Here is a 21,587-nt window from a genome sequence, read left to right as displayed (position 1 = left end):
CCCCGCATTCGGCGAATCGGCGCCCCTGACTCTGACCACGAGGCTCTTTTCTCGCCACAGGCACCTCTGTAAGCTTGCGGCCGTACTCGATCCCGTTGTCGGCTGTTGATCAGGGATGGCGATGAGCGCCCGGTTGATTGGCCTGCGTCCCGGCTCCGGGCCCGCCCGCCGCGCACGCCTCGCCGTCGCCCTCACCGCGATCGCCGCGACGGCCTCCTGCGGCGGCTCGTCCTCCGGCGGCGCGTTCAAACCGAGCGGAACCTTCGGCGGCGCCGCCGCACCCGCCACCACGGCCGCCACGCCGCCGTCGGCCCTCCCCACCGCCCAGGTCGACCAGGACGTCCTGCAGCGCTACCGCGAGTACCAGCGCGTCTACAAGCAGGTCTACGCGACCAACGACCCCACCCCGCTCGCCGCCGTCGCCACCGACCCCCTCCTCACCTCCATCACCCGGGACGTCGAGCAGACCAGGTCGAAGGGCGAGATCTGGCGCTTCACCAACGCCCTCAACCCGAAGATCCAGGGCCGTACGAAGGACGGCTCCCAGGTGGCCGTGCTGGACTGCGTGCGGACGCTCGCCGCCTACCGGTACTCCGCCAAGACCGGCAAACGGCTCAGCGGCTACGAAGGCGGGACCTTCCTCTACCAGGTCATCATGAAGTTCGAAGGGGGGACCTGGAAGGCTTCCAAGGCGACCCAGGGAAAAGAATGCTGAACACACCGGTGAGACTGGCGAGCACGCCCCTCTCCCTCGCACTGCTGTCGGCGGGCACCCTCCTGCTGTTCCCCGCGACCGCCGAAGCGGCCCCCTGCGTCGGCGGCAAGAAGGTCAAATGCACCGCGAACGGCGAGCGCACCATCCCCGGCCGCGGCGGCTCAGGAGGCGGCGGCAGCACCGACGACGAGCTTGTCGAACAACCCGACATCGCCTGCCCCGAGGACAGCAACGACTTTTTCTGCACGGAGCCCGAGGAAGAGGCCGCCCCAATTCCTCACATTCCAACGCAGACTGTGGTCGAATCGGCAACGGACGACCTGACACTTCCCTCACCGACGATCCACACGGCCCCCAGCCCAAAGACCTATGTGCGGGCTTTCACGTCCCTGTGGATCGATTCGGGGAGCTTCACCCCTCGGACGGCCAAGGCCGCAGTCCCCGATCAGGTGGTTACGGCCACGGCCACTCCCCAGTCGGTGACCTGGAACACGGGGGAGCGCACCATCACCTGCGGATCGGCGGGATCGCCGAACGGGACCGAATGCGGCTACACCTATAACCGCTCGTCGGCGAACCAACCCGGCGGCCGCTACCAGATCACCGCCACGATCAACTGGACTGTGTCCTGGACATGTGAAGGGGCGTGTGACCCCGGCCAGCAGGCCGGCACGCTGCCGAACATGACCAGCTCTTCCACCACCCCGCTCGTCGTCGAGGAAATCCAGACCAGCACCCGTCCGCGGTAGCGAGGATGAGAGAGCAGGGACGACTTCGGAAAGGCGCCATCATCGTGTCGGCACACGCGCAGGCAAGTCTGCTCGTAATGTCCGCTCTGCTCGCTGGAGCGACCGCTGGTTGCGGTGGCGACGGACCCGAGGCTGCGCCCAAAACGCCAGCACCGCCGTCCACGGCGTCCCCATCCGCCCCGACCTACACCAAGGCGCAATTGAAGTCTTCCCTGCTACCCCCTCAGGACATCGACAAAAACCTGCGCAGCAGGAGTATCAACTTCCAGGGGCTCTCCAAGCAAAGCGTGCCTACCTGCTCGGACTCTTCCGTAAGAGTGGCCGAACCTCAATGGTCGAGCGTTCGGCAGTTCGCGGACACCAGCAGCCTCTACGCGACCCGGTACGCGCAGTTCGCTGCCGTCTACGACGATGCCGCATCCGCCCAGCGGGAATTCGACAAAATCCGGACGGCGGCACACAAATGCCCAACAAAAGGACACGTCGATTCCGAAAGGGTTTCCGAGAACCGTATCCGCCTGGGCTACGATTACACTTGGTCGATGCGCGAGGACTCCATTACAGGATGGCGGCTGCTGCGGTCCTCCCTCGAGAAAACGGCGAAGGCCGCCGGCAAATCCAACACACTCAGCTCCGCCATAGACTACGGCATCCGAGGAAACGCATTGATCGCGTCGATCTACTGGAAGCGGCTACCTCCTGGCAAGTCCGGCGACTCCATCAGCAAGGAAGCCACCGAAATCCTGACCAAGCAGCTACAAAAGATCGGCTGACAGGCACACACGCCAGCCCGGTTTCCACCGCAGCCGTGATGGTTTCCCAGATGTTGTGGATCGGGCGGAACTTGGGGCCAGCGCACAGGGTACGTCATGCCGGCGCAGAACCAGGCGGCTGGCGAACGTGCCGTCAATACGATTCCATTTGACCGGTTGCTTGCGGCTGCCCTACACTCGGATCTTTCGGTTGAGCTCATCCAACGTGTGGCAGATGCGATCCATTGAGCAGCAACCAGAAGGAGGTACGGAAGTGACCGGATCCGACGTGTCCCGCGCTAGGTAGCGGAAGAGCTCCTACAGCGGCTAGAACGGCAACTGCGTCGAAATAGCGGCCGTCTACCCCGCGGTGGCCATACGGGACTCGAAGGACCCGGGCGCTCGACCACTGCTGTTCACCTCGGACGAGTGGACTGCCTTCATCACGGCCGCCAAGCGCGGCCGCCACGACCTGAGGTAACACAGCCGCAGCCGTGGCGTCCTGTATGGAGGGCGGCAGGTCACCAGGTGAGACAACCGATCAAGTCTTAGCCACGAGGCGACGCGAGACGACCGGTACCGACCTGTCCCGTGCCACATGGCGGAAGAGCTGCCGCAGCGGAGGAATGGCGACTGCGTCGAAGTCGCCGCTGCCGCCCCTGTGGCCGCTGCCCGTGGCGAGTGGCGGGATAGCTCCCGCAGTGGAGGAAACGGCGACTGCGTCGAGGTTGCGGCCGTTCACCCTCTGGGGGCCGTACGGGACCCGAAGAACCCGGGTGGTCGGCTGCTGCTGTTCGGCTCGGATGAGTGTGCCGCATTCATTAGGCGGCCAAGCGCGGTCCATAACCTGAGGTAGGCGCAACCCCGGCCGCGCGCCGTGCATGGCGCGTGGTGGGGCACCAGGTCGGGCAGCATGCGCTCGCGTGCGAGGCGCCACCCCGTTCTCCGTCTCAGAGAGCGGGCAGCCACTGGTCGCCGACGGGTTGGTCGATACAGGACGCCTCCACGACGCCGGTGCGCACCACGTCGGCCGCGTCCGTGCGGCGGCTCCGCCCCCGAGCCGTCTGCATGTGGCGACCAGCGGCGCGTGTTCGTGGTGTCGGTGTGCCGCGGGGTCAGGTGATGGGGTGGTTGTAGGTGGTGGCCAGCTCGGTCAGGTCGGGGTCGCCGTAGTGGGCGCGTAGCCGGGAGAACTTCTGGACCTTGTCGCCGCCGAAGCGGCGGATCTTCTCGGTGAAGGTGGCGGGGGTGACGAACGTCGGGGGCGTCGTCTTGCTGTGGAACTTGTCGGCGTACATGACGAGTTCCTCTTCGGCGGTCTCGGCCACGTAGTCGGCTTCCGGGATGGGCAGGGACTGAGCGCGGACGTCCTCGCGGGTCACGCCGACGCCGGTGTGGCAGGAGCAGAAGCGGCAGAGGGACTCGGGGAAGCCGAGGTCGCGCAGGAGGTCGTGGCCGAGGACGCCGTGGCGGATGTAGCCGGCGTGGTCGAGTTCCCCGGACGGGGTGTAGAGCAGGTAGACGCCGATGTCGTGCAGCAGGCAGCCGGCGCGCACAAGGTCGGCGTCGACGTCGAGGCGCCGCCGCGTGAGGAGCTGTTCCGCCAGTTCGCACACGATCCGGCAGTGCGTGTAGACGAGCTCGAACGCTTCGGGTGTCGGGGCGTACTTCTCGTGCAGGGCACGGATCTCCTGGTCCGAGGGGATGCGCGTGGAAGGCGTCATGGGATGACCGTGTCCGGGCGGGAGGTGTCCCGTGCGGGGACGACCGGCAGGCGCAGCTTCACGGTCCGAGTGTAAGGAGGCGCCCGAGGCGGCGGGGAACGCCCCGCCGCCTCGGGCGCATCTGGGCTCAGCGGATCCGGCAGGTGGCGGTGTCGGTCTTGGTGGTGTCGCTTTCGGACGTGGCGGTCACCTTCACGTCGCCCTTGCGGGCGCCGTTCGACGGCTTGGCCCAGACGTCCACGGTGGTGGTGCCGCCGACCTTGGCGGTGGCCAGGGCGTTCGGCAGCCAGGTCCGCCAGCCCTTGGCGTCGGCCTTCAGGCGGTAGACGTCGGCCGCGCTGTAGCCGGTGCCGCCCTTGCCGGTGTTGCGCAGCGTCAGCGTGCACTTGACCCAGCCGGAGCCGGCGGAGCGGGCCGCGGCGGGGTTCAGGCGGACGCCGCGGCGGGCCGGGCCGGCGCCGTCCAGGGAGCGGATCGCGACGGTGTAGGACAGCACGCCCTTGGCGTCGCGTTCGAGGTCGAGGACGTAGAAGTGCAGGCGGTTGGCCTCGTCGACGTACTCGTACTCGCTGCCGGAGTCGGTGCCGGCGTGGAACAGCGCGTCCGACAGCTGGCGGTAGTCGCCGATCGTCATCTTCTGCGGCTGCCCGTCGGGCAGGACGAAATCGACCTTGTCGATGTCCTGCGGGTTGGCGTCCTTCACCCAGATGAACGGGGCGCTGTCGCGGTCCTTGGTCTTGGCGAGCAGGACGCCGGAGTCGGGGGTGAAGGAGTCGAAGCCCATGCGGTCGACGACCTCGACGGTGTAGTTGTCGTAGCCGCCGCCGTCGCACAGCGGGTCGGTGGCGGTGTCGCAGGCGGGGCTCTTGTCACCGCCCGCGCCGAGCTTGAGGTTGATGCCCGCCAGCGCGTTCTTGCCGGGCTGGGCGGCGCGGGCCGTCACCTTGGCGACGACGACGCCGGACGCGGCGAGGGCCTCGCGGCTGGTCTGCAGCACCTTGGACTCGTCGACGATGCCGAGCTTGAGCTTGTTGCGCAGCATGTGCTGGGCGCCCATGGAGCCGCCGCTGGTGGCCGGGATGGTCCACCGGCTGTGCGGGCCGCCGGGGCCGTTGAACGAGCCGCGGCTGAGCATCTCCCACGGGCCCGAGTAGGAGCGGCGCGGCGGGTTGCCGTACGGGTTGTTGTAGTTGTCGCCGATGCCGAGGATGTGGCTGAACTCGTGGGCGAACACGCCCATGCCGGAGCTCTCCGCCTGCGTGGAGCTGCCGGTGACCGCGTTCGGCCAGATGGTGGAGCCGGCGGCCCAGGAGGTCCAGTCGACGTAGCGGGTCTTCACCCAGTTGGGCAGGTTCGCGTCCCGCGGGCCCCATTCGGGCGGGACCTCCTCCTTGGAGGCGAACTTCATCTGCCCGAACTCCTGCCAGGTGGACGACTCGTCCTGCCCGGCCGACAGGTAGAAGACGAAGTCGAACTCGGCGGCCTTGGCCTCGCCGACGTCGGCGACCCAGGCGGCGCGGGCGTCGCGGCGGATGTCGCGGCCGCAGGTGTCGCCGGTGGGGCAGCCGGTGCCGCCCTGGAAGGAGTCGATGCCGTATTCGTGGGACTTGCCGGGCATCCGGTAGGCGCCGAACGCGGTCAGGTCGACGCCGTACCGTCCGCCGGAGTCCTCCATCCAGTACTCGTGCAGGGTGTGCCCGCGGTTGAGGGCCTGCGGCTTGTTGAGGAAGTCCTGGTAGAACCGGGCGACCTGGTCGCGCGGGACGTTCCCGACGAGGGTCGGGTTGCCGAAGATGGTGGAGTTCTTCGGCTGGGTCACCGCGAACGGCTGGTCGGGGTAGTCGACCAGCACGACGGCGCCCTTGAAGTTCTTCACCGAGCCCTTGCGCGACGGGTCGGCCCAGTTCGTGCCGGGGACGGGTTTGTAGTCGTCCCAGGTCATGGTGTCGGGAAGCTCGTAGTCCTGCGGGTCGATCGGCCGCGGCTGCCCGGCCGCGAAGGTGCGGATGCGCTGGCTCTCCTGCCACGGCTGGGTCTTCGGCCAGTGGCGCATCTGCCAGGGGTTGGCGGTCGGCTCGGGTATGCGCGGCCGCGGTTGCGCCGCGGCGGGCGCCGCCGCCAGGACGGTCGCCAGCGCCAGCCCCGCCGCGGCGGACACCATGAGTCTGTTTCGGACGAGCATGTCTCCCCTGTCTCTCAAAGGTCGCTGAGACGGTAAAGACGTGTCGATCATGAGACAACGGCCGACTTAGACGATCTTGTCCGGGGCGGCCTGGCAGCTCACGCCAGCATCTCCGCCGAGCCGGGACGGAAACGGTCAGTGGATGATCATCCGGGCGCCGAGCAGGCGCTGGAACTGGGCGACCAGGTCCCGGCCCGCCGCGCCGTCCGCCGTGTACCGGACCCGCGCACCGTTGGTGAAGTACAGCGACACCGCCGCCCCGGTGCCGTCGCGGACGGCCTGCGCCTGCCCGACCCACCCGGCGTGCACGAACCCGGGCCGCTCCCGCACCGGCGGCTTCTTCCGGAACAGCCACCGCCGGTACGAAGGGATCAGCAGGAACGGCAGCGACACGAGGGCCAGCACGTAGGCGAGCGCCTCGACGGCGGTGTGCAGCAGGAGGCCGACGAGGAAGTACAGGAACAGCAGCAGGGGCACGGCGCCGGCGGCGAGGATGACGGCGTCCGATTCGCCCAGGATGCGTATGGCGGCCCCGGCGGGCAGGGACGTCAGGACCGCCAGTCCGAGTGCGATGAACAGCTTCTTGGTGCCGAACAGCCGGGCGCCCCAGCGCTCCAACCGGTCGCTCCAGGACTCGCCGTCGGCCGCGTAGCCGTCGGAGGTGAACGCAAGCACCACGCGCCCGCCGGGCTCGGCACGCACCGCCTTGATCACTGTCATGCCCGGTTAGAGGCGGGAACGGTCCATTCCGTTCCGGTCCGGCGGGACCCCGCCCCGGCCGGGAGCCGGGCCGGTCCTAGGACAGCAGGTCGCGGGTGGCCAGGACGATGCCGTCCTCGTCGCTGTAGAGCCAGTCGCCCGGGCGGAACTCCACGCCGCCGAACGCCACCGGGACGTCTACCTCGCCCGCCGCGTCCTTGGCGCTCTTGCGCGGGTTGGAGCCCAGGGCCTTGACGCCCAGGTCCAGCGTGCGCAGGGCGGCGACGTCGCGCACCGCGCCGTTGATCACCACGCCGGACCAGCCGTTGTGCACCGCCGCCCCGGCGATCATGTCGCCCATCAGGGCCGTCGCCAGCGAGCCGGCGCCGTCCACCACCAGCACGCGCCCCTCGCCGGGGCTGTTCAGCAGCTGCTTGACCAGGCCGTTGTCGCGCAGGCAGCGCACCGTCGCCACCGGGCCCGCGAACGCGGTGCGGCCCCCGTACTGGCGGAACTGCGTCTCGCAGCTGCGCAGCTCGTCCCCGAAGTCGTCGATCAGGTCGGCGGTCGCGAACTCCATGCCGGGGAGCCTATCGGTCAGTACCGCGACGCCGGACGCCCGGGTCGTTCGGGGGAGTCGGTGGGCCGGCCGATCAGCCGGGACAGCACGATCGCGGTCTTGGTGGCGGTGATGTTGTCCTCCCGGCGCAGCCGCTCCAGGGCCTGCTCCAGGTGCTGGATGTCGCGGGCGCGCACGTGCACCAGCGCGCTGGCGTCGCCGCTGACGGTGTAGGCGGCGACGACCTCCGGATGGTTGCGGATGCTGGCGTAGATCTCCTCCGGGGAGGTCGCCCCGGTGCAGAAGATCTCGATGAACGCCTCGGTGGTCCAGCCCAGCGCGGCCGGGTCCACCACCGCGGAGAACCCGGTGATCACGCCGTCCGCGCGCAGCCGGTCGACCCGCCGCTTCACCGCCGGCGCGGACAGGCCCACCGCGGTGCCGATCTGCGCGTACGAAGCGCGGCCGTTCTCCAGCAGCTGCGCAACGATTCGCCGGTCGATCTCGTCAAGACGCAACGAATATCTCCCTTGAAGTGCACTTTCTTCAATAGTCGGCGCCCTGCTCCCGAACATACGCTGTAAGGGGAACGCCGGCCACCGTCCGGCGCCCCGGCATGCCGCATCGTGTCCACACCGCTTCGTTTGAGGAGGCTGCGTGTCTCGTACCGAACGGCTGCGGGCCCTGTCCGAGGAGCACGGCGCGCACACCTACCACCCGCTGCCGGTCGTCATCGCCGAGGCCGAGGGGGCGTGGGTCACCGACGTGGAGGGCCGCCGCTATCTGGACATGCTGGCGGCGTACTCCGCGGTCAACTTCGGGCACCGCAATCCGCGGCTGGTGGCCGCGCTCACCCGGCAGCTGGAGCGGGTGACGCTGGTCAGCCGGGCCTTCGACCACGACCAGTTCGGGCCGTTCGCGGCGGAGCTGGCCGAGCTGTGCGGCAAGGACATGGTGCTGCCGATGAACAGCGGCGCCGAGGCGGTGGAGACCGCGCTCAAGACCGCCCGCAAATGGGGCTACGAGGTGCGCGGCGTGCCCGCCGACGAGGCCACGATCATCACGTTCGAGGGCAACTTCCACGGCCGGACGACCACGATCATCAGCTTCTCCACCGACCCGGAGGCGAAGAACTCCTACGGCCCGTACACGCCCGGCTTCCGCACCGTCCCGTACGGCGACGCGGCGGCGCTGCGCGCGGCCATGGACGACACCACGGTGGGCGTGCTGATCGAGCCGATCCAGGGCGAGGCCGGGGTGAACGTGCCGCCCAGCGGGTTCCTGACCGCGGTGCGCGAGCTGTGCACCGAGTTCGGCGCGCTGATGATCGCCGACGAGATCCAGTCGGGGCTGGGCCGCACCGGCACCACGTTCGCCGTCGAGCACGAGAACGTCGTCCCGGACATGTACCTGCTGGGCAAGGCGCTGGGCGGCGGCCTGCTGCCGGTGTCGGCGGTGGTGGCCGACGCCGACGTGCTCGGGGTGTTCCGGCCCGGCCAGCACGGCTCCACCTTCGGCGGCAACCCGCTGGCCTGCGCGGTCGCCCGGGAGGTGATCGCCATGCTGCGGACCGGCGAGTACCAGGAGCGCTCCCGCGAGCTGGGCGCCCACATGCACCGGCGGCTCGGCGAGCTGCCGTCCGACGTGGTGCGCCAGGTGCGCGGGCGCGGCCTGTGGGCGGGCGTGGAGCTGCGCGGCAAGGCGCGGCCCGTCACCGAGCGCCTGATGGAGCTGGGCGTGCTGGCCAAGGAGACCCACGACACCACGCTGCGGCTGGCGCCGCCGCTGGTGATCGAACGCGCGGACCTCGACCGGGCCCTGGACCGGGTGGCCGAGGCCCTGTCCGCCGCCTCCCCCGCTTCCGATGCGGCCCGCGAGGCGGTCGCGCAGGCGTGACGGCGTAGCCCGAGAGCTCGACGAGGGCTTCCCACAACGGCGTGGGGAGCCCTCGTCGCGTTGTGCGCCGCGTTCGCGATGCCCGGATGCGACAGGAGAACTCCTTATGGAATAGTCTATGTGGACTATTCCATAAGGAGCAGCATGCCGAGACCCATCACACCGCTGGCGCTCACCGTGCTGCGGATGCTGTGCGACGGGCCCATGCACCCGTACGAGATGCAGCAGCGCATCCGGAAACACGCCTACGACCACGCCGTCAAGGTCACCCACGGCGCGCTGTACAACTCGGTCGAGCGGCTGGCCCAGCAGGGGCTGATCGAGCCCGTGGAGACCAGCCGGGAGGGCCGCCGGCCGGAGCGCACCGTCTACCGCATCACCGACGCCGGCCGCGAGGCCGCGCACCGGCGGCTCGCCGACATCCTGGCCGAGCCCGTCGAGGAGTACCCCCTGTTCAGCGCCGGGCTGGCGTTCGTCAACCTGCTGCCGGCCGACGAGGTCGCCCTGCACCTGCAGAGGCGGATCACCGCGCTTGAGTTCCTGCTGGGCGGGCACCAGACCGCCTATGAGGCACTGCGCAAGCGCGGCCTGGAGCGGTACAAGCTCCTGGACATGGAGCTGAACATCGCCGCCGTCCGCACCGAGCTGGACTTCGTGCGGACGCTGGTGGACGACCTCGCCGAAGGGCGGATGACCTGGGCCGCCGACGACCGACTGACCACCCGTCACCAGCACGGTGACACGCCCGACGAGGAGGCCTCCGAATGACGCGCTGGCGCGGCAACCCCTGGGCGATCCTGCTCACCCTGTCGCTCGGGTTCTTCATGACGCTGCTGGACCTGACGATCGTGAACATCGCGATCCCCAGCATGATCGACAAGCTGGGGGCGTCGCTGGACCAGACGCTGTGGGTGCTGAACGCCTATGTGCTGGTGCTGGCCGTGCTGCTGATCACCGGCGGCCGGCTCGGCGACCTGCTGGGCAAGAAGAACCTGTTCATCGCCGGTGTCGCCGTGTTCACCGCGGCCAGCCTGGCCTGCGGGCTGGCCCCGGACCCGGCCTGGCTGATCGGTGCCCGCGCGGTGCAGGGCCTGGGCGCGGCGCTGCTGATGCCGCAGACCATGGCGATCATCATCGCCACCTTCCCGCCGGAGCGGCGCGGTGCCGCGCTCGGCGTGTGGGGCGCGGTGGCCGGGGTGTCCACCGTCGCCGGGCCCACCGTCGGCGGCCTGCTGGTCACCACGCTGGACTGGCGGTGGATCTTCTTCGTCAACCTGCCGATCGGCGTGCTGGTGCTGGCCATGGCGGTGCCGATCCTGCCCGCGTCCACCCGCACCGTGCGGCACCGCTTCGACCTGGCCGGGGTGCTGCTGGCCTCGGCCGCGCTGTTCTGCCTGACCTTCGCGCTCACCGAGGGCGAGAAGTACCAGTGGGCCGGGTGGATCTGGGCGCTGATCGGCGCGGCCGCGGTGCTGTTCGCCGTCTTCCTGGCGCACCAGCGCACCCGCCAGGACCGCGAGCCGCTGGTGCCGTTCACGCTGTTCCGCGACCGCAACTATGCCGTGCTGAACTTCGTCGGCGCCACCGTGTCGGTCGGCATGATCGGCATGTTCCTGCCGATCACCATCTACATGCAGTCGGTGCAGGGCCGCAGCGCCCTGGCCGCCGGGCTGATCGCGGCGCCGTCGGCGGTGATGTCGATGCTGCTGGCGCCGGTCGCCGGACGGCTGACCGACCGGATCGGCGGCAAGTTCATCCTGATGGGCGGGCTGCTGCTGTTCGCGGCGGGCACGGTGTGGCTGGTGGCCGTCGCGGACGTGGACACCTCCTGGCCGACGTTCCTGGCGCCGATGGCGGTGTCGGGCGTGGGCATGGCCGGGGTGTTCGCGCCCATGTCCACCGAGGCCTCGCGCAACGTGCCGCCCCGGCTGGCGGGCGCGGCCTCGGGCGTCAACAACACCATCCGGCAGATCGGGTCGGTGCTGGGCAGCGCGGTCGTCGGCGCGGTCCTGCAGAACCGGCTGGCCGCGGCGCTGCGGGACGAGGCCGTGGCGCGGTCCGGCGCGGTGCCGGCGCAGTTGCGCGACAGGTTCGTGGCCGGGTTCGCCAACGCGGCCAAGGGCGGCCTGGAGGTCGGGGCCGGCCAGACCGGCGCGCAGCAGCTCCCGTCGAACGTGCCGCCGGCCGTCGCGCACCGGGTGCAGGAGGTGGCCGCCCAGGTGTTCGGCCACGGGTTCGTGCACGCGCTCGCGCCCACGATCGCGGTGCCCGTCGTGGCCGTCCTGCTGGGCGCGGCCGCGTGCCTGGGCGTCCGCGGCTACCGGGCGCCCGCCCGCGCCGTGGACGCCGACACCACCCCCGCACCGCTCGCGGGCTGAACCCCCATGCCGGGCCGTCCCGGCGCTGCGGGACGCCGGGGTCAGGCGATGCCCCGGTACTCGCCCTCGTAGAAGATCAGCGGCTTTCCGGACGGGTCGGGCACGTCCAGGGCGAGGACCTCGCCCACCACGATGCTGTGGTCGCCGCCGTCGTGCACGGCGTGCGTCCGGCACTCCAGCGCGGCCACCGCGCCCGTGAAGATCGCGGCACCGGTGGCCGCGCCGCGCCGGTGCTCCCAGCCGCGCAGCGGGTCGTCCAGCGGCCGTCCCCGGGTGGCGAACCAGCGCGAGGCGTCCTGCATGTCCTCGGTCAGCACCGACACCGCCCACAACCCGGTGTCCAGCACCACGTCGTGGAACCGCGCCGCGCGGTTCACGCAGAACAGCACGCGCAGCGGGTCCAGGGACACCGAGGTGAAGGCGTTGACGGTCATGCCGTGGTCGACGCCGCCCGCGACCGTGGTGACGACGGCGACGCCGGTGGCGAACCTGCCCACCACCTGCCGGAACCGCAGGGGGTCGAGCCGCGGTGCGGCGGCGTCGGGGGCGGAGCGCGGCGCACGGGCGCCATCGGTGTCAGTGCTCACGAGGCGATCACCTTAGGGCCGCTACCGGTGCTCGCGGGCGTGCCCGCGGTCCATCTCACGCGGCGCGGCGTCCGGCCCCGGGCCCGTATCCCGCTTGACGTCCGCCTGCGGCGCGGAGAGCGGGCCCCGGACGAGCCACTCCCCCGGCGGGCGGCGGGTCGGCTGCAGCGCCGCCGCGATGACCGCGCCGATGACCCCGCCCAGGATGAAGACGTATCCGGCCGCGGTGCCCGGGACGACCAGGTCGCCCTCGGACCGCTTGATCGACATCAGCAGCACCACGAGCCCCCAGGGCACGGCGAACACCATGCCGCCCAGCGGCGACCGCATCGCCCAGGCCGCCAGCCGCACCGCGGCGAAGTTCACCGCGGTCAGCACGATCGCCGCCACCGGCACCGCGCCGACCAGCCATCCGTGGGCGAACGACCCGAGCACCCCGAACAGCAGCCCCAGCACGCCCAGCGCCGCGTAGGCGGCCCCGGCGGCGACCGCCTCGGCCGACGACTCGGCCGACGACTCGGCCGGAGCCTCGGCCGACGGCTCGGTCCGCGGCGCGGCCGGCGGCATGCTCTGCGGCTCGCCCGACGGCCCGTCCGCAGGTGCGGTGGGCCCGGCGTCCGCGTGCCGCACCGGGGGCGCCCCGGCCTCGGACGGCCGCCGGTCGTCGTCCCTGTCCACGCCCGCCAGCGTAGCCCCGCGCCACCGCCTCGGTGAAACGGCCACCCCCTTGGGGCCGGGGCGCCGGACGCCCGGGGAGCGGTCAGGCGGATCCGGTGCGTCCGGCCGGTTCGGCGAACAGGTCGGTTTCGCGGCCGTTGGGGCCGACCGGCCCCAGCTCGCCCGCCAGCAGGATGAAGTACTCGGTGCCGAAGGCCTGCTGCCCCAGGTTGTTCGACAGCGCGAAGAACGGGCCGACCTCGTCGGGCGCCACCGTGATCTGGGTGTGGTGCGCCCGCAGCGCCGCGATCTTGGCGGGCAGGTAGGCGCGGGCGTCCACCTGCGTGGTGACCAGGTGGTCGGGGACGCCGGAGCCGAGGTCGTCCAGGCTGGCCACGCGCGGGAACGGCAGCCGCGCCTCGCGCATCACCGCGACGGCGCGCGCCAGCACCGACCGGGGCATGGCGTAGGCGTAGAACTTGGCCACCTGCCAGGGCTCGCCGCCCTCGCGGTACTCCGGGTCGGCGGCCAGCTGGAACGCCCGCCAGGTCACCCGGTGCGCCTGGATGTGGTCGGGATGGCCGTAGTTGCCCCGCTCGTCATAGGTGACGATCACCTGCGGCCGCACCTCCCGGATGATCTTCACCATCTCGGCGGCGGCCTCGTCCACATCGGCCCGCCAGAAGCAGCGCGGGTCGTCGTTGGACGGCGTGCCCATCATGCCCGAGTCGCGCCAGCGGCCCGGTCCGCCCAGGTAGCGCTGGTCGCGCACGCCCAGCGCGGCGCACGCCTCGGCGAGCTCGCCGATGCGGTACTCGCCGAGCCGGTCCTCCTTGTCGGCGGCCAGATGGCGCAGCTCGCCCGGGATGACCTCGCCCTCCTCACCGAGCGTGCAGGTGACCAGGCAGACGTGGGCGCCCTCGGCCGCGTACTTTGCCATGGTCGCCCCGGTCCCGATGGACTCGTCGTCCGGGTGGGCGTGGACGAACAGGATGCGCGGCTCCTTCATAGGATCCGAGCCTACTCACGACGGAAGCGTTGGTCGCGATCGCTCCAGGGGTGATGCGGGGCACGCCCGGGGTGCGGAGCGTCACCGCCGGGCGCCCCGCCCCCTCGCGTCCGGGAGCCGCTCCGGGTGCTAGTCGCCGGTGCCCTGGTCGCCTCCGCCGCCGGTGCCGCCGTTGCCGTTGTTGCCGCCGGTACCGCCGTTGCCGCCGTTGCCGGTGCCCCCGTCGTTATCGTCGCCGGTGTCGCCGCCGTCGCCGGGGAAGCCGGTGGTGGGCGCGGACGGAGTGCGCGACGGCGTGAGCGTCGGCCGGGTGGGCCGGATCGGCGTGCTGGGCTCGACGCTCGGACGGGCCGGCTCGGTGTTGCGCGAACGCGTCGGCTCCTCGGGCGTGGGCTCGGGCTCGTCGGTCTCCTCCGGCTCGTTGGTCGCGCTGTCGGTGACCGCCTCCGACGCCGGCGGGGTGCTCGGCGAGCCGGGGTCCTCGTCGCCGTTGGACAGCAGCACGATGCCGACGATCAGCGCCAGCACCGCGATCGCCGCGACGGCGGCCACCACCGGCCACCGCGAGGACCGGTCGTCGTCCGGGTAGCCGCGGTGCCGGCCCGGCGGGCGGCCGGGCGGCGGGCCCATCGGCCGCACCGGCGGCAGCGCGTCGCGGATCGCCTGGGTCTCGCTCACCGGCTGCTGCATCGGGCTCGTGCCGCCCATCACCCGGGTGGCGTCCGGGACGCCGTGGCCCGCGGCCATCTGCGACCCCTCGGCCAGCAGCGAGGTGGCCTGCGCCGGGTCGTCCATCCGGGTCTGCGCGGCCGGGCCGCTGCCGATCAGCCGCATCATCAGGTGCTGCGCGGTGGGCCGCCGGGACGGCTCCTTGGCCAGGCACGCCGCCAGCAGCGGCCTGAGGTCGTCGGGCACGCCGTCCAGCGTGGGCGGCTCGTGCATCACCCGGTTGATCACCGCGACCACGGTGTCGTCGCCGAACGGCGGGTGGCCGGTGGCGGCGAACACCATGGTGGCCGCCCACGCCCAGATGTCCACCGCCTCGGTGAGGGTGGCGCCCGCCACCTGCTCGGGCGCCATGTAGGAGGGGGTGCCGATCGCCTTGGTCGCGGCGGTCTGCCCGGTGTCCAGGGCCCGCGCGATACCGAAGTCGATCACGCGCGGCCCGTCCGGCGCCATGATCACGTTGTGCGGCTTGAAGTCGCGGTGCACGATGCCGGCCTGGTGGATGGCCACCAGCGCGGTGGTGGTGCCGATCGCCAGCCGCTCCAGCGCCGCCCCGTTGAGCGGGCCGTCCTCGATGATCTGCCGGTGCAGCGACTTGCCCGGGACGTACTCGCTGGCGATGTACGGCTGGTCGCCCGCGACGTCGGCCTCCAGCACCTGGGCGGTGCAGAAGCGGGCGACCTGCTTGGCGGCCTGCGCCTCCCGGACGAACCGGTTGCGGGCCGAGGCGTCGGCGGCCAGGTCGGCGCGCAGCAGCTTGATCGCGGCCTGGGTGCCCGAGGACGGGTCGACACCGAGGTACACCACGCCCTGCCCGCCTTCTCCGAGCCGTTCGACCACGTCGAACGAACCCAGCCGCCGGGGATCTCCCGGCTGCAGCTCCGGCATGGACCACTCCTTACAGCCCGCGACGACATGTGCGATGGGGAAGCTTTGAGCTTACGCGAGCCCGGTGACGGGCACGGGCCGTTCCCCGCCCGCCGCGACCGCCGGCCGTCGGCCGGTGCCGTCGCGTCCGGGCGCGTGTCGGCAACCCCGGTCCTGTCTAGAGCACTGCCCGCCCCGGTTCAACCGGCATGCCGGAATCGACCCCGGATCCAGGTCACGTCTCCATCACGTCACCCGCCGCGCCGCGCCTGCGCGGGGCCCGTGCGGGGCACCCGTCACGCGGGATGTCCGCTCCGGCTGGCAGACTCATGACGCGTGAGCGGCGCCCGACGGCGACCGGGGCCGGACCAGGGCTAACGGTGGGGAGACACGGCAAGTGAGCATCAGCTTTCCGCGGCAGAGCGCGCGTACGCGGCGGTTCACCCTCGGCGTCCCGCGGGCCTTCCAGGTGGCGCCGGACGCTTCGCGGGTGGTGTTCCTGCGCACCCGGGCGGGCGACGACCCGGTGACGTGCCTGTGGACGCTCGACCCCGCGTCCGGCGAGGAGCGGCTGGTCGCCGACCCCGCGGCGCTCGACCTGCCCGGCGAGCAGGACCTGCCGCCCGAGGAGCGCGCCCGCCGCGAGCGGGCCCGCGAGCAGGCGGGCGGCATCGTCGGCTACGCCGTGGACCGCGACGTGCGCCAGGCCGTGTTCACCCTGAACGGGCAGCTGTTCCTCGCCGAGCTGGACACCGGGCGGGTGCGCGGCCTGCCCGCCGCCACCCCGGCGTTCGACCCGCGGCTGGACCCGGCCGGGCGGCGCGTGGCGTACGTGTCCGGCCGCACGCTGCGTGTGCTGGACCTGGCCAGCGGCGAGGACGCCGCGCTGGTGACGCCCAAGTCCGAGCAGGTGTCCTACGGGCTGGCGGAGTTCATCGCGGCCGAGGAGATGAACCGCATGCGGGGCCACTGGTGGGCGCCCGACGGCGAGACCCTGCTGGCCGCGCGGGTGGACGAGACGCCCGTGCTGCGCTGGCACATCGCCGACCCCGCCAACCCCGAACGGCCCCCGGTCGAGGTGGCCTACCCGGCGGCGGGCACGCCGAACGCCATCGTCTCGCTGGTGCTGCTGAAGCCGGACGGCCGCCGCACGGCGGTCGCCTGGGACCGCGGCCAGTTCCCCTACCTGGTCACCGCCGTCTGGGACGGGCACGGCCCGCTCATCGTGGTGCAGACGCGCGACCAGCGCGTCCAGCGGCTGCTCAAGGTCGATCCGTCGTCCGGCGAGACGGCGCTGCTGCACACCCTGCACGACCCGGTGTGGACCGAGATCGTGCCGGGCGTCCCGGCCCGGCTGGGCGGCGGCGAGGTCGTGTGGACCGTCGACGACCGCGACGGCGACACCCGCCGCCTGACCGTCGCCGGCGAGCCCGTCACCCCGGCGGGGCTGCAGGTGCGGTCCGTGCTGGGCGTGGAGGGCGAGACGGTGCTGTTCACCGCCTCGCAGGAGCCGACCGAGGTGCACGTGTGGTCCTACGGGCCGGACGGGCTCGTGCGGCTCACCGAAGGCCAGGGGGTGTTCTCGGGCGTCCGCTGCGGCGAGGTGACCGTGCTGACCGGCTCGCGGCTGGACCAGCACGGCGTGTCCACCGAGGTGCGCGGGCCCGGCGGCGCCGTCCACCCGATCGCCTCGCGCGCCGAGACCCCGGTGGTGACGCCGCGGGTGGAGCTGCTGCACGCCGGGGAGCGGGAGATCCGCACGGCCGTGGTGCTGCCGGCGGACTGGAAGCCCAGCGACGGCCGGCTGCCGGTGCTCATGGACCCCTACGGCGGCCCGCACGCACAGCGGGTGCTGGCCGTGCGGCGCGCCTACAACGAGGCCCAGTGGCTGGCCGACCAGGGCTTCGCCGTCGTGATCGCCGACGGCCGCGGCACCCCGGCACGCGGTCCGGCCTGGGAGCGCGCGGTGGACCGCGACTTCGCCGGGCCGGTGCTGGAGGACCAGATCACCGCGTTGGAGGAGGCCGCCCGCCGCCACCCGGGCGCGCTGGACCTGGGTCGGGTGGGCATCCGCGGCTGGTCGTTCGGCGGCTGGCTGGCCGCGCTGGCGGTGCTGCGCCGCCCCGACGTGTTCCACGCGGCGGTGGCGGGCGCCCCGCCCACCGACTGGCGGCTGTACGACACCCACTACACCGAGCGCTACCTCGGCCACCCCGACGAGGAGCCGGAGAGCTACGCCGCCAACTCGCTGATCGAGGACGCGCCGCGGCTGGAGCGCCCGCTGCTGCTGATCCACGGCCTGGCCGACGACAACGTGGTGGCCGCGCACACGCTGCGGCTGTCCAGCGCCCTGCTGGCGGCCGGACGGCCGCACACCGTGCTGCCCCTGTCGGGCGTCACCCACATGACGCCGCAGGAGGTCGTCGCGGAGAACCTGCTGAACCTGCAGGTGGACTTCCTGAAGAACGCGCTGGCCGAACGCAGGGCGTGACTCACCGCGAGGGTTCCCTGGCGTCCTGCCGGGAAGCGCCGCCGCGGCGGGCGGCGTCGCCGTGCCAGGAGGCCCAGAGCGCGGCGTAGGAGCCGCCCGCGGCGAGCAGCTCGTCGTGGGTGCCGAGCTCGGTGATGCGGCCGTCCTCCACGACGGCCACGCGGTCGGCGTCGTGCGCGGTGTGCAGGCGGTGCGCGATCGCCACGACCGTGCGGCCGTCCAGCACGGCGGCCAGGGTGCGTTCGAGGCGGCGGGCGGCGCGCGGGTCGAGCAGGGACGTCGCCTCGTCCAGCACCAGCGTGTGCGGGTCGGCCAGCACGAGCCGGGCCAGCGCGAGCTGCTGGGCCTGGGCGGGCGACAGCGCCTCGCCGCCGGCGCCCACCCGCGCGTCCAGGCCGGGGCCGTCCCAGTCCACGGCCCGCAGCGCCGCCTCGGCCTCGGCGTCGCCGACCGGCCGCGCCATGAGCAGGTTGTCGCGGACGGTGCCGTGGAACACGTGGTGGTCCTGGGTGACCAGGGCGACGTGGCCGCGCAGGTCGTCCAGCGGCAGCTCCACCAGCGGGACGGCGCCCGCGCCCTCGCCCACGGTGACGGTGCCGGCGCGCGGCCCGTCCACCCCGGCCAGCAGGCGTCCCAGCGTGGACTTGCCCGCGCCGCTCGGCCCCACCACGGCCAGCCGCTCGCCGGGGCGCAGCGTCAGGTCGATTCCGTGCAGGACGTCGCGGCCGTCGCGGTAGGCGTAGTGCACGCCGCGGGCGGCCAGGCGCTCCCCGTCGGGCCGGGCGGTGCCCGGGGAGCGGTCGGGCGGGACGTTGCCGACGCCCAGCAGCCGGGCCAGCGACGCGCCGCCGAGCTGCAGCTCGTCCAGCCAGGTCAGCAGCACGTCCACCGGGCCGATGAGCTGCTGCACGTACAGGGTCGCGGCGGTCACCTGGGCCAGCGACGCCATGCCGTGGATGTGGAGCAGGCCGCCGGCGAACACGGTGACCGCGACCGGCAGCACGTAGGAGAACTCGGCCACCGGGAACAGCACGGTGCGCAGCCGCAGCGAGTAGCGCTCGGCGCGGTAGGAGCGGTCGATGTCGTCGTCGCAGCGCCGCACCCGCCGCTCGGCCAGGCCCAGCGCGTCGACGGTGCGGGCGCCCTGCACGGTCTCGGTGAGCCCCTCGGTCAGCTGCGCCCAGGCGGCCATCTCGCGCTGGTAGGCGGCGCCGGCGCGGCGCAGGTACCAGCGCATCACGGCCCACAGCGGCGGGACGACGACCAGGCACGGCAGCGCCACCAGCGGCCCGGTCAGCACCAGCGCGCCCAGCGTGAACACGATCGACAGCAGGGAGATCAGGATCTCCGGCGCGGCGTGCCGGACGGCGCTGGACAGGGTGTCGACGTCCCGGGACGTGCGGCTGATCAGGTCGCCGGTCCCGGCGCGTTCGACGCGCGACAGCGGCAGCGCCAGCACCCGCCCGACGAAGTCCTCCCGCAGGTCGGCCAGGACCCGCTCGCCCAGCCGCGCGGACGCGTAGTAGGCGTAGCGGACCAGGACGCCCTGCGCGACCACGAACCCCGCGATGGCCAGGGCGACGGCGTCGATGTCGGCGTCGCCGCGTTCCACCCCCTCCACCAGGCCGCCGAGCAGCCGCGGGGTGACCAGCCCGGTCACCGCGGCCAGCGCGTGCAGGGCCAGCGCGCCGAGCAGGGCGCGGGGGTGGCGCAGCAGCAGGCGCCGGGCGTGCGCGCGCACCTGCGCCGACGTCGCCACGGGCAGGATCTGCGAGCTCACGGCCGGTGCTCCTCCTGGGTCGTCATGCCGGGTCGTCATGCCGGGTCGTCATGCTGGGACGTCGTGGGCAGGGCGGCCGCCCCGCCGGGCGCCGTCGGCGGGCCTGTCAGGGGATCTCCTCGCCGCGGGTGACGGCGGCGGCGTAGCGGGGCTCGGACGCCAGCAGGTCGCGGTGGTGCCCCTCGGCGACCACCACGCCGTCCACGACGAAGGCGACGTGGTCGGCGCGGTCGAGCATGAGCGGGCTCGTCGTGCACACCACGGTGGTGCGGCCCGCGCGGGCGGCGCCGAGCCGGTCGGCGATGCGCGCCTCGGTGTGCGCGTCGACGGCGCTGGTCGGGTCGACCAGCACCAGCACCTCGGGGTCGGCCGCCAGGGCGCGGGCCAGCCGCAGCCGCTGCCGCTGCCCGCCGGAGAACTCGCGCCCCGCCTCGGCGACGTGCGCGTCCAGGCCGACGGCCGCGACGATGTCCTCGGCGCCGGCGGTCCGCAGCGCCGCCTGCAGCGCCGCGTCGTCCACCGGGCCGCCGAAGCCCGGGGTGAGGGCGTCGCGCAGCGTTCCGGAGAACAGCGAGTCCTCGTTGACGGCGACGAGGATCCGCTCCCGCACGCCGGCGATGTCGCGCAGCGGGACGCCGCCGTAGGAGACCTCGCCGTCGGCGTGCCGGCCGAGGCGGTCGGCGATGGCCTGGGCGTCGCGCGGGTCGGCCGCGGCGAGCGCGGTGAGCCGCCCCGGCCGCACGACCAGGCCGGACGCCGCGTCCGCCAGCTCGGCGGGCCCGGCCGGGACGACGGCGCCGGCGTCCGGCAGGTCGGGTTCGGCGCGCAGCACCCGCACGACCCGTCCGGCCGCGACGTGCCCCCGGGTGAGTTTGCCCGCCGCCTCTCCGATCGTCTTCATCGGCGCGATCAGGAACATCGCGTACCCGTAGCCGGAGACCAGGTCGCCCACGGTGATGGCGCCGGAGGCGGCCAGCCGCGCGCCCACCCAGGTGACCGTGGCGAGCAGCAGCCCGAGCAGCAGGTTCTGGGCGCCCATGAGCCGCGAGTCGGCCCACGCCACGGCCACGCCCGCCCGGCGCACCCGCTGCGACTCGTCCCGGTAGCGGGCGGCGAACAGCGCCTCGCCGCCGATGCCGCGCAGCACCCGCAGGCCCGCCACCAGGTCGGTGGCGCGGGTGTTCAGCTCGCCGACCAGCTCGCGGTGGCGCTCTTCGCGCTCGCGCAGCGGCCGCAGCATCGGCCCGCCCACCGCCAGGATCACCGGGACGCCGACCAGCACGACCAGGCCGAGCGGCGGGGAGGTGGCCAGCATCAGGGCCGCGACCACGACGACCGCGGCGACGGCGCCGCTGCCGCGGGCCAGGATGTCCAGGCAGTCGCCGATGTCGTCCAGGTCCGACACGCCGATGCTGACGACCTCCCCGGCGCCGATCCGGCGCGGCAGGGTGCCCCCGAGCCGGGTCGCCTGCCGGGTGACGAGCTGGACGGTGCGGTAGGCGGCGGCCAGCCAGTTGTACACGGCCATCCGGTGCCGCAGCGTCGCGGACGCGGCGGTGCCGGCGCCGAGGGCCAGCAGGACGCCCGACCACAGGGTCAGGGCGGACGCGTCGCGGGCCGTCACGCCGTCGTCGACCGCCCGGCCGATCACGGCGGGCAGGAGCGCCATGCCGAGCATCCATGTGATGCCGAGGGCCGCCCCCGCCAGCACGGTGCGCCACTGCAGGCGGGCCAGCCACAGCAGGTAGCGGGCGGGCGAGCGCACGTCGGGGGTGCCGGGGTCGGCGACCGGTAAGCGCTTCACGGGCCGAAGGGT

At 72.8% G+C, this 21,587-nt stretch carries 19 protein-coding genes and 1 pseudogene; 9 read left to right on the top strand and 11 right to left on the bottom strand.

Going from position 1 to position 21,587, the window contains the following annotated elements:
- Positions 1-121 precede the first annotated feature (121 nt).
- The 5 genes and pseudogenes from ABD879_RS06685 to ABD879_RS06665 all read left to right on the top strand — a co-directional run bounded on the left by ABD879_RS06685 (position 122) and on the right by ABD879_RS06665 (position 3,072).
- On the top strand, positions 122-715 hold the full coding sequence (locus ABD879_RS06685) for a hypothetical protein (RefSeq protein ID WP_345018491.1): 594 nt from the start codon (positions 122-124) through the stop codon (positions 713-715).
- Positions 709-1,464, top strand: coding sequence for a hypothetical protein (locus ABD879_RS06680; RefSeq protein WP_345018489.1), 756 nt, complete (start codon positions 709-711; stop codon positions 1,462-1,464). The genes ABD879_RS06685 and ABD879_RS06680 overlap by 7 nt, the downstream gene beginning before the upstream one ends.
- Before the next feature lie 5 nt (positions 1,465-1,469).
- Entirely contained in the window at positions 1,470-2,237 is a 768-nt protein-coding gene (locus ABD879_RS06675) for a hypothetical protein (protein WP_345018488.1), read from the top strand.
- A gap of 325 nt (positions 2,238-2,562) precedes the next feature.
- Positions 2,563-2,697: pseudogene (locus tag ABD879_RS06670) on the top strand (DUF397 domain-containing protein); the annotation flags it as partial.
- Between the two features lie 117 nt (positions 2,698-2,814).
- Positions 2,815-3,072, top strand: a complete 258-nt coding sequence (locus tag ABD879_RS06665; RefSeq protein WP_345018487.1) for a DUF397 domain-containing protein — start codon at positions 2,815-2,817, stop codon at positions 3,070-3,072.
- A 259-nt stretch (positions 3,073-3,331) separates the two neighbouring features.
- Here the strand turns inward: ABD879_RS06665 and ABD879_RS06660 are convergent, their stop codons facing one another.
- From ABD879_RS06660 to ABD879_RS06640, 5 genes are all read right to left on the bottom strand, one after another.
- Positions 3,332-3,940 (bottom strand): HD domain-containing protein, encoded by a 609-nt coding sequence (locus ABD879_RS06660; RefSeq protein WP_345018486.1) that lies wholly within the window; start codon positions 3,938-3,940, stop codon positions 3,332-3,334.
- A 127-nt stretch (positions 3,941-4,067) separates the two neighbouring features.
- Entirely contained in the window at positions 4,068-6,122 is a 2,055-nt protein-coding gene (locus tag ABD879_RS06655) for a M6 family metalloprotease domain-containing protein (RefSeq protein WP_345018484.1), read from the bottom strand.
- 135 nt (positions 6,123-6,257) lie between these two features.
- Positions 6,258-6,842, bottom strand: a complete 585-nt coding sequence (locus ABD879_RS06650) for a hypothetical protein (protein WP_345018481.1) — start codon at positions 6,840-6,842, stop codon at positions 6,258-6,260.
- A gap of 76 nt (positions 6,843-6,918) precedes the next feature.
- Positions 6,919-7,401: a ribonuclease E activity regulator RraA gene (gene rraA / locus ABD879_RS06645; protein ID WP_345018479.1), complete on the bottom strand. Its 483-nt coding sequence runs from the start codon at positions 7,399-7,401 to the stop codon at positions 6,919-6,921.
- Positions 7,402-7,418: 17 nt separating this feature from the next.
- Positions 7,419-7,898 (bottom strand): Lrp/AsnC family transcriptional regulator, encoded by a 480-nt coding sequence (locus tag ABD879_RS06640; RefSeq protein ID WP_345018477.1) that lies wholly within the window; start codon positions 7,896-7,898, stop codon positions 7,419-7,421.
- A gap of 139 nt (positions 7,899-8,037) precedes the next feature.
- Between ABD879_RS06640 and rocD the strand changes: the two genes are divergently transcribed.
- The 3 genes from rocD to ABD879_RS06625 all read left to right on the top strand — a co-directional run bounded on the left by rocD (position 8,038) and on the right by ABD879_RS06625 (position 11,654).
- A complete protein-coding gene (rocD, locus tag ABD879_RS06635) occupies positions 8,038-9,276 on the top strand; it encodes an ornithine--oxo-acid transaminase (protein WP_345018475.1) in 1,239 nt (412 codons plus the stop codon).
- Positions 9,277-9,420: 144 nt separating this feature from the next.
- On the top strand, positions 9,421-10,044 hold the full coding sequence (locus tag ABD879_RS06630; RefSeq protein WP_345018473.1) for a PadR family transcriptional regulator: 624 nt from the start codon (positions 9,421-9,423) through the stop codon (positions 10,042-10,044).
- Positions 10,041-11,654: a DHA2 family efflux MFS transporter permease subunit gene (locus ABD879_RS06625; protein ID WP_345018471.1), complete on the top strand. Its 1,614-nt coding sequence runs from the start codon at positions 10,041-10,043 to the stop codon at positions 11,652-11,654. The genes ABD879_RS06630 and ABD879_RS06625 overlap by 4 nt, the downstream gene beginning before the upstream one ends.
- A 41-nt stretch (positions 11,655-11,695) precedes the next feature.
- Here the strand turns inward: ABD879_RS06625 and ABD879_RS06620 are convergent, their stop codons facing one another.
- From ABD879_RS06620 to ABD879_RS06605, 4 genes are all read right to left on the bottom strand, one after another.
- Entirely contained in the window at positions 11,696-12,241 is a 546-nt protein-coding gene (locus tag ABD879_RS06620; RefSeq protein ID WP_345018469.1) for a flavin reductase family protein, read from the bottom strand.
- 21 nt (positions 12,242-12,262) lie between these two features.
- Positions 12,263-12,919 (bottom strand): DUF6113 family protein, encoded by a 657-nt coding sequence (locus ABD879_RS06615; RefSeq protein ID WP_345018467.1) that lies wholly within the window; start codon positions 12,917-12,919, stop codon positions 12,263-12,265.
- A gap of 82 nt (positions 12,920-13,001) precedes the next feature.
- Entirely contained in the window at positions 13,002-13,907 is a 906-nt protein-coding gene (gene mshB, locus ABD879_RS06610; RefSeq protein WP_345018465.1) for an N-acetyl-1-D-myo-inositol-2-amino-2-deoxy-alpha-D-glucopyranoside deacetylase, read from the bottom strand.
- A gap of 129 nt (positions 13,908-14,036) precedes the next feature.
- Complete coding sequence (locus ABD879_RS06605) at positions 14,037-15,521, bottom strand: serine/threonine-protein kinase (RefSeq protein ID WP_345018463.1); 1,485 nt, start codon at positions 15,519-15,521, stop codon at positions 14,037-14,039.
- A gap of 376 nt (positions 15,522-15,897) precedes the next feature.
- Here ABD879_RS06605 and ABD879_RS06600 point away from each other — a divergent pair, with 376 nt between their 5' ends.
- Entirely contained in the window at positions 15,898-17,991 is a 2,094-nt protein-coding gene (locus ABD879_RS06600; protein WP_345018461.1) for a S9 family peptidase, read from the top strand.
- Between the two features lies 1 nt (position 17,992).
- Here ABD879_RS06600 and ABD879_RS06595 read toward each other — a convergent pair whose 3' ends face one another.
- Together ABD879_RS06595 and ABD879_RS06590 are read right to left on the bottom strand one after the other, a co-directional pair.
- Positions 17,993-19,771: an ABC transporter ATP-binding protein gene (locus ABD879_RS06595; RefSeq protein ID WP_345018459.1), complete on the bottom strand. Its 1,779-nt coding sequence runs from the start codon at positions 19,769-19,771 to the stop codon at positions 17,993-17,995.
- A 106-nt stretch (positions 19,772-19,877) separates the two neighbouring features.
- On the bottom strand, positions 19,878-21,575 hold the full coding sequence (locus tag ABD879_RS06590; RefSeq protein WP_345018458.1) for an ABC transporter transmembrane domain-containing protein: 1,698 nt from the start codon (positions 21,573-21,575) through the stop codon (positions 19,878-19,880).
- Between the last annotated feature and the right edge of the window lie 12 nt (positions 21,576-21,587).

It is taken from the genome of Actinomadura keratinilytica (assembly GCF_039539665.1).
GTDB classification, from domain to species: domain Bacteria; phylum Actinomycetota; class Actinomycetes; order Streptosporangiales; family Streptosporangiaceae; genus Spirillospora; species Spirillospora keratinilytica.
The sequence above is the reverse complement of the archived record's forward strand: the minus strand, read 5'-3'. Positions and strand labels throughout refer to the sequence as shown.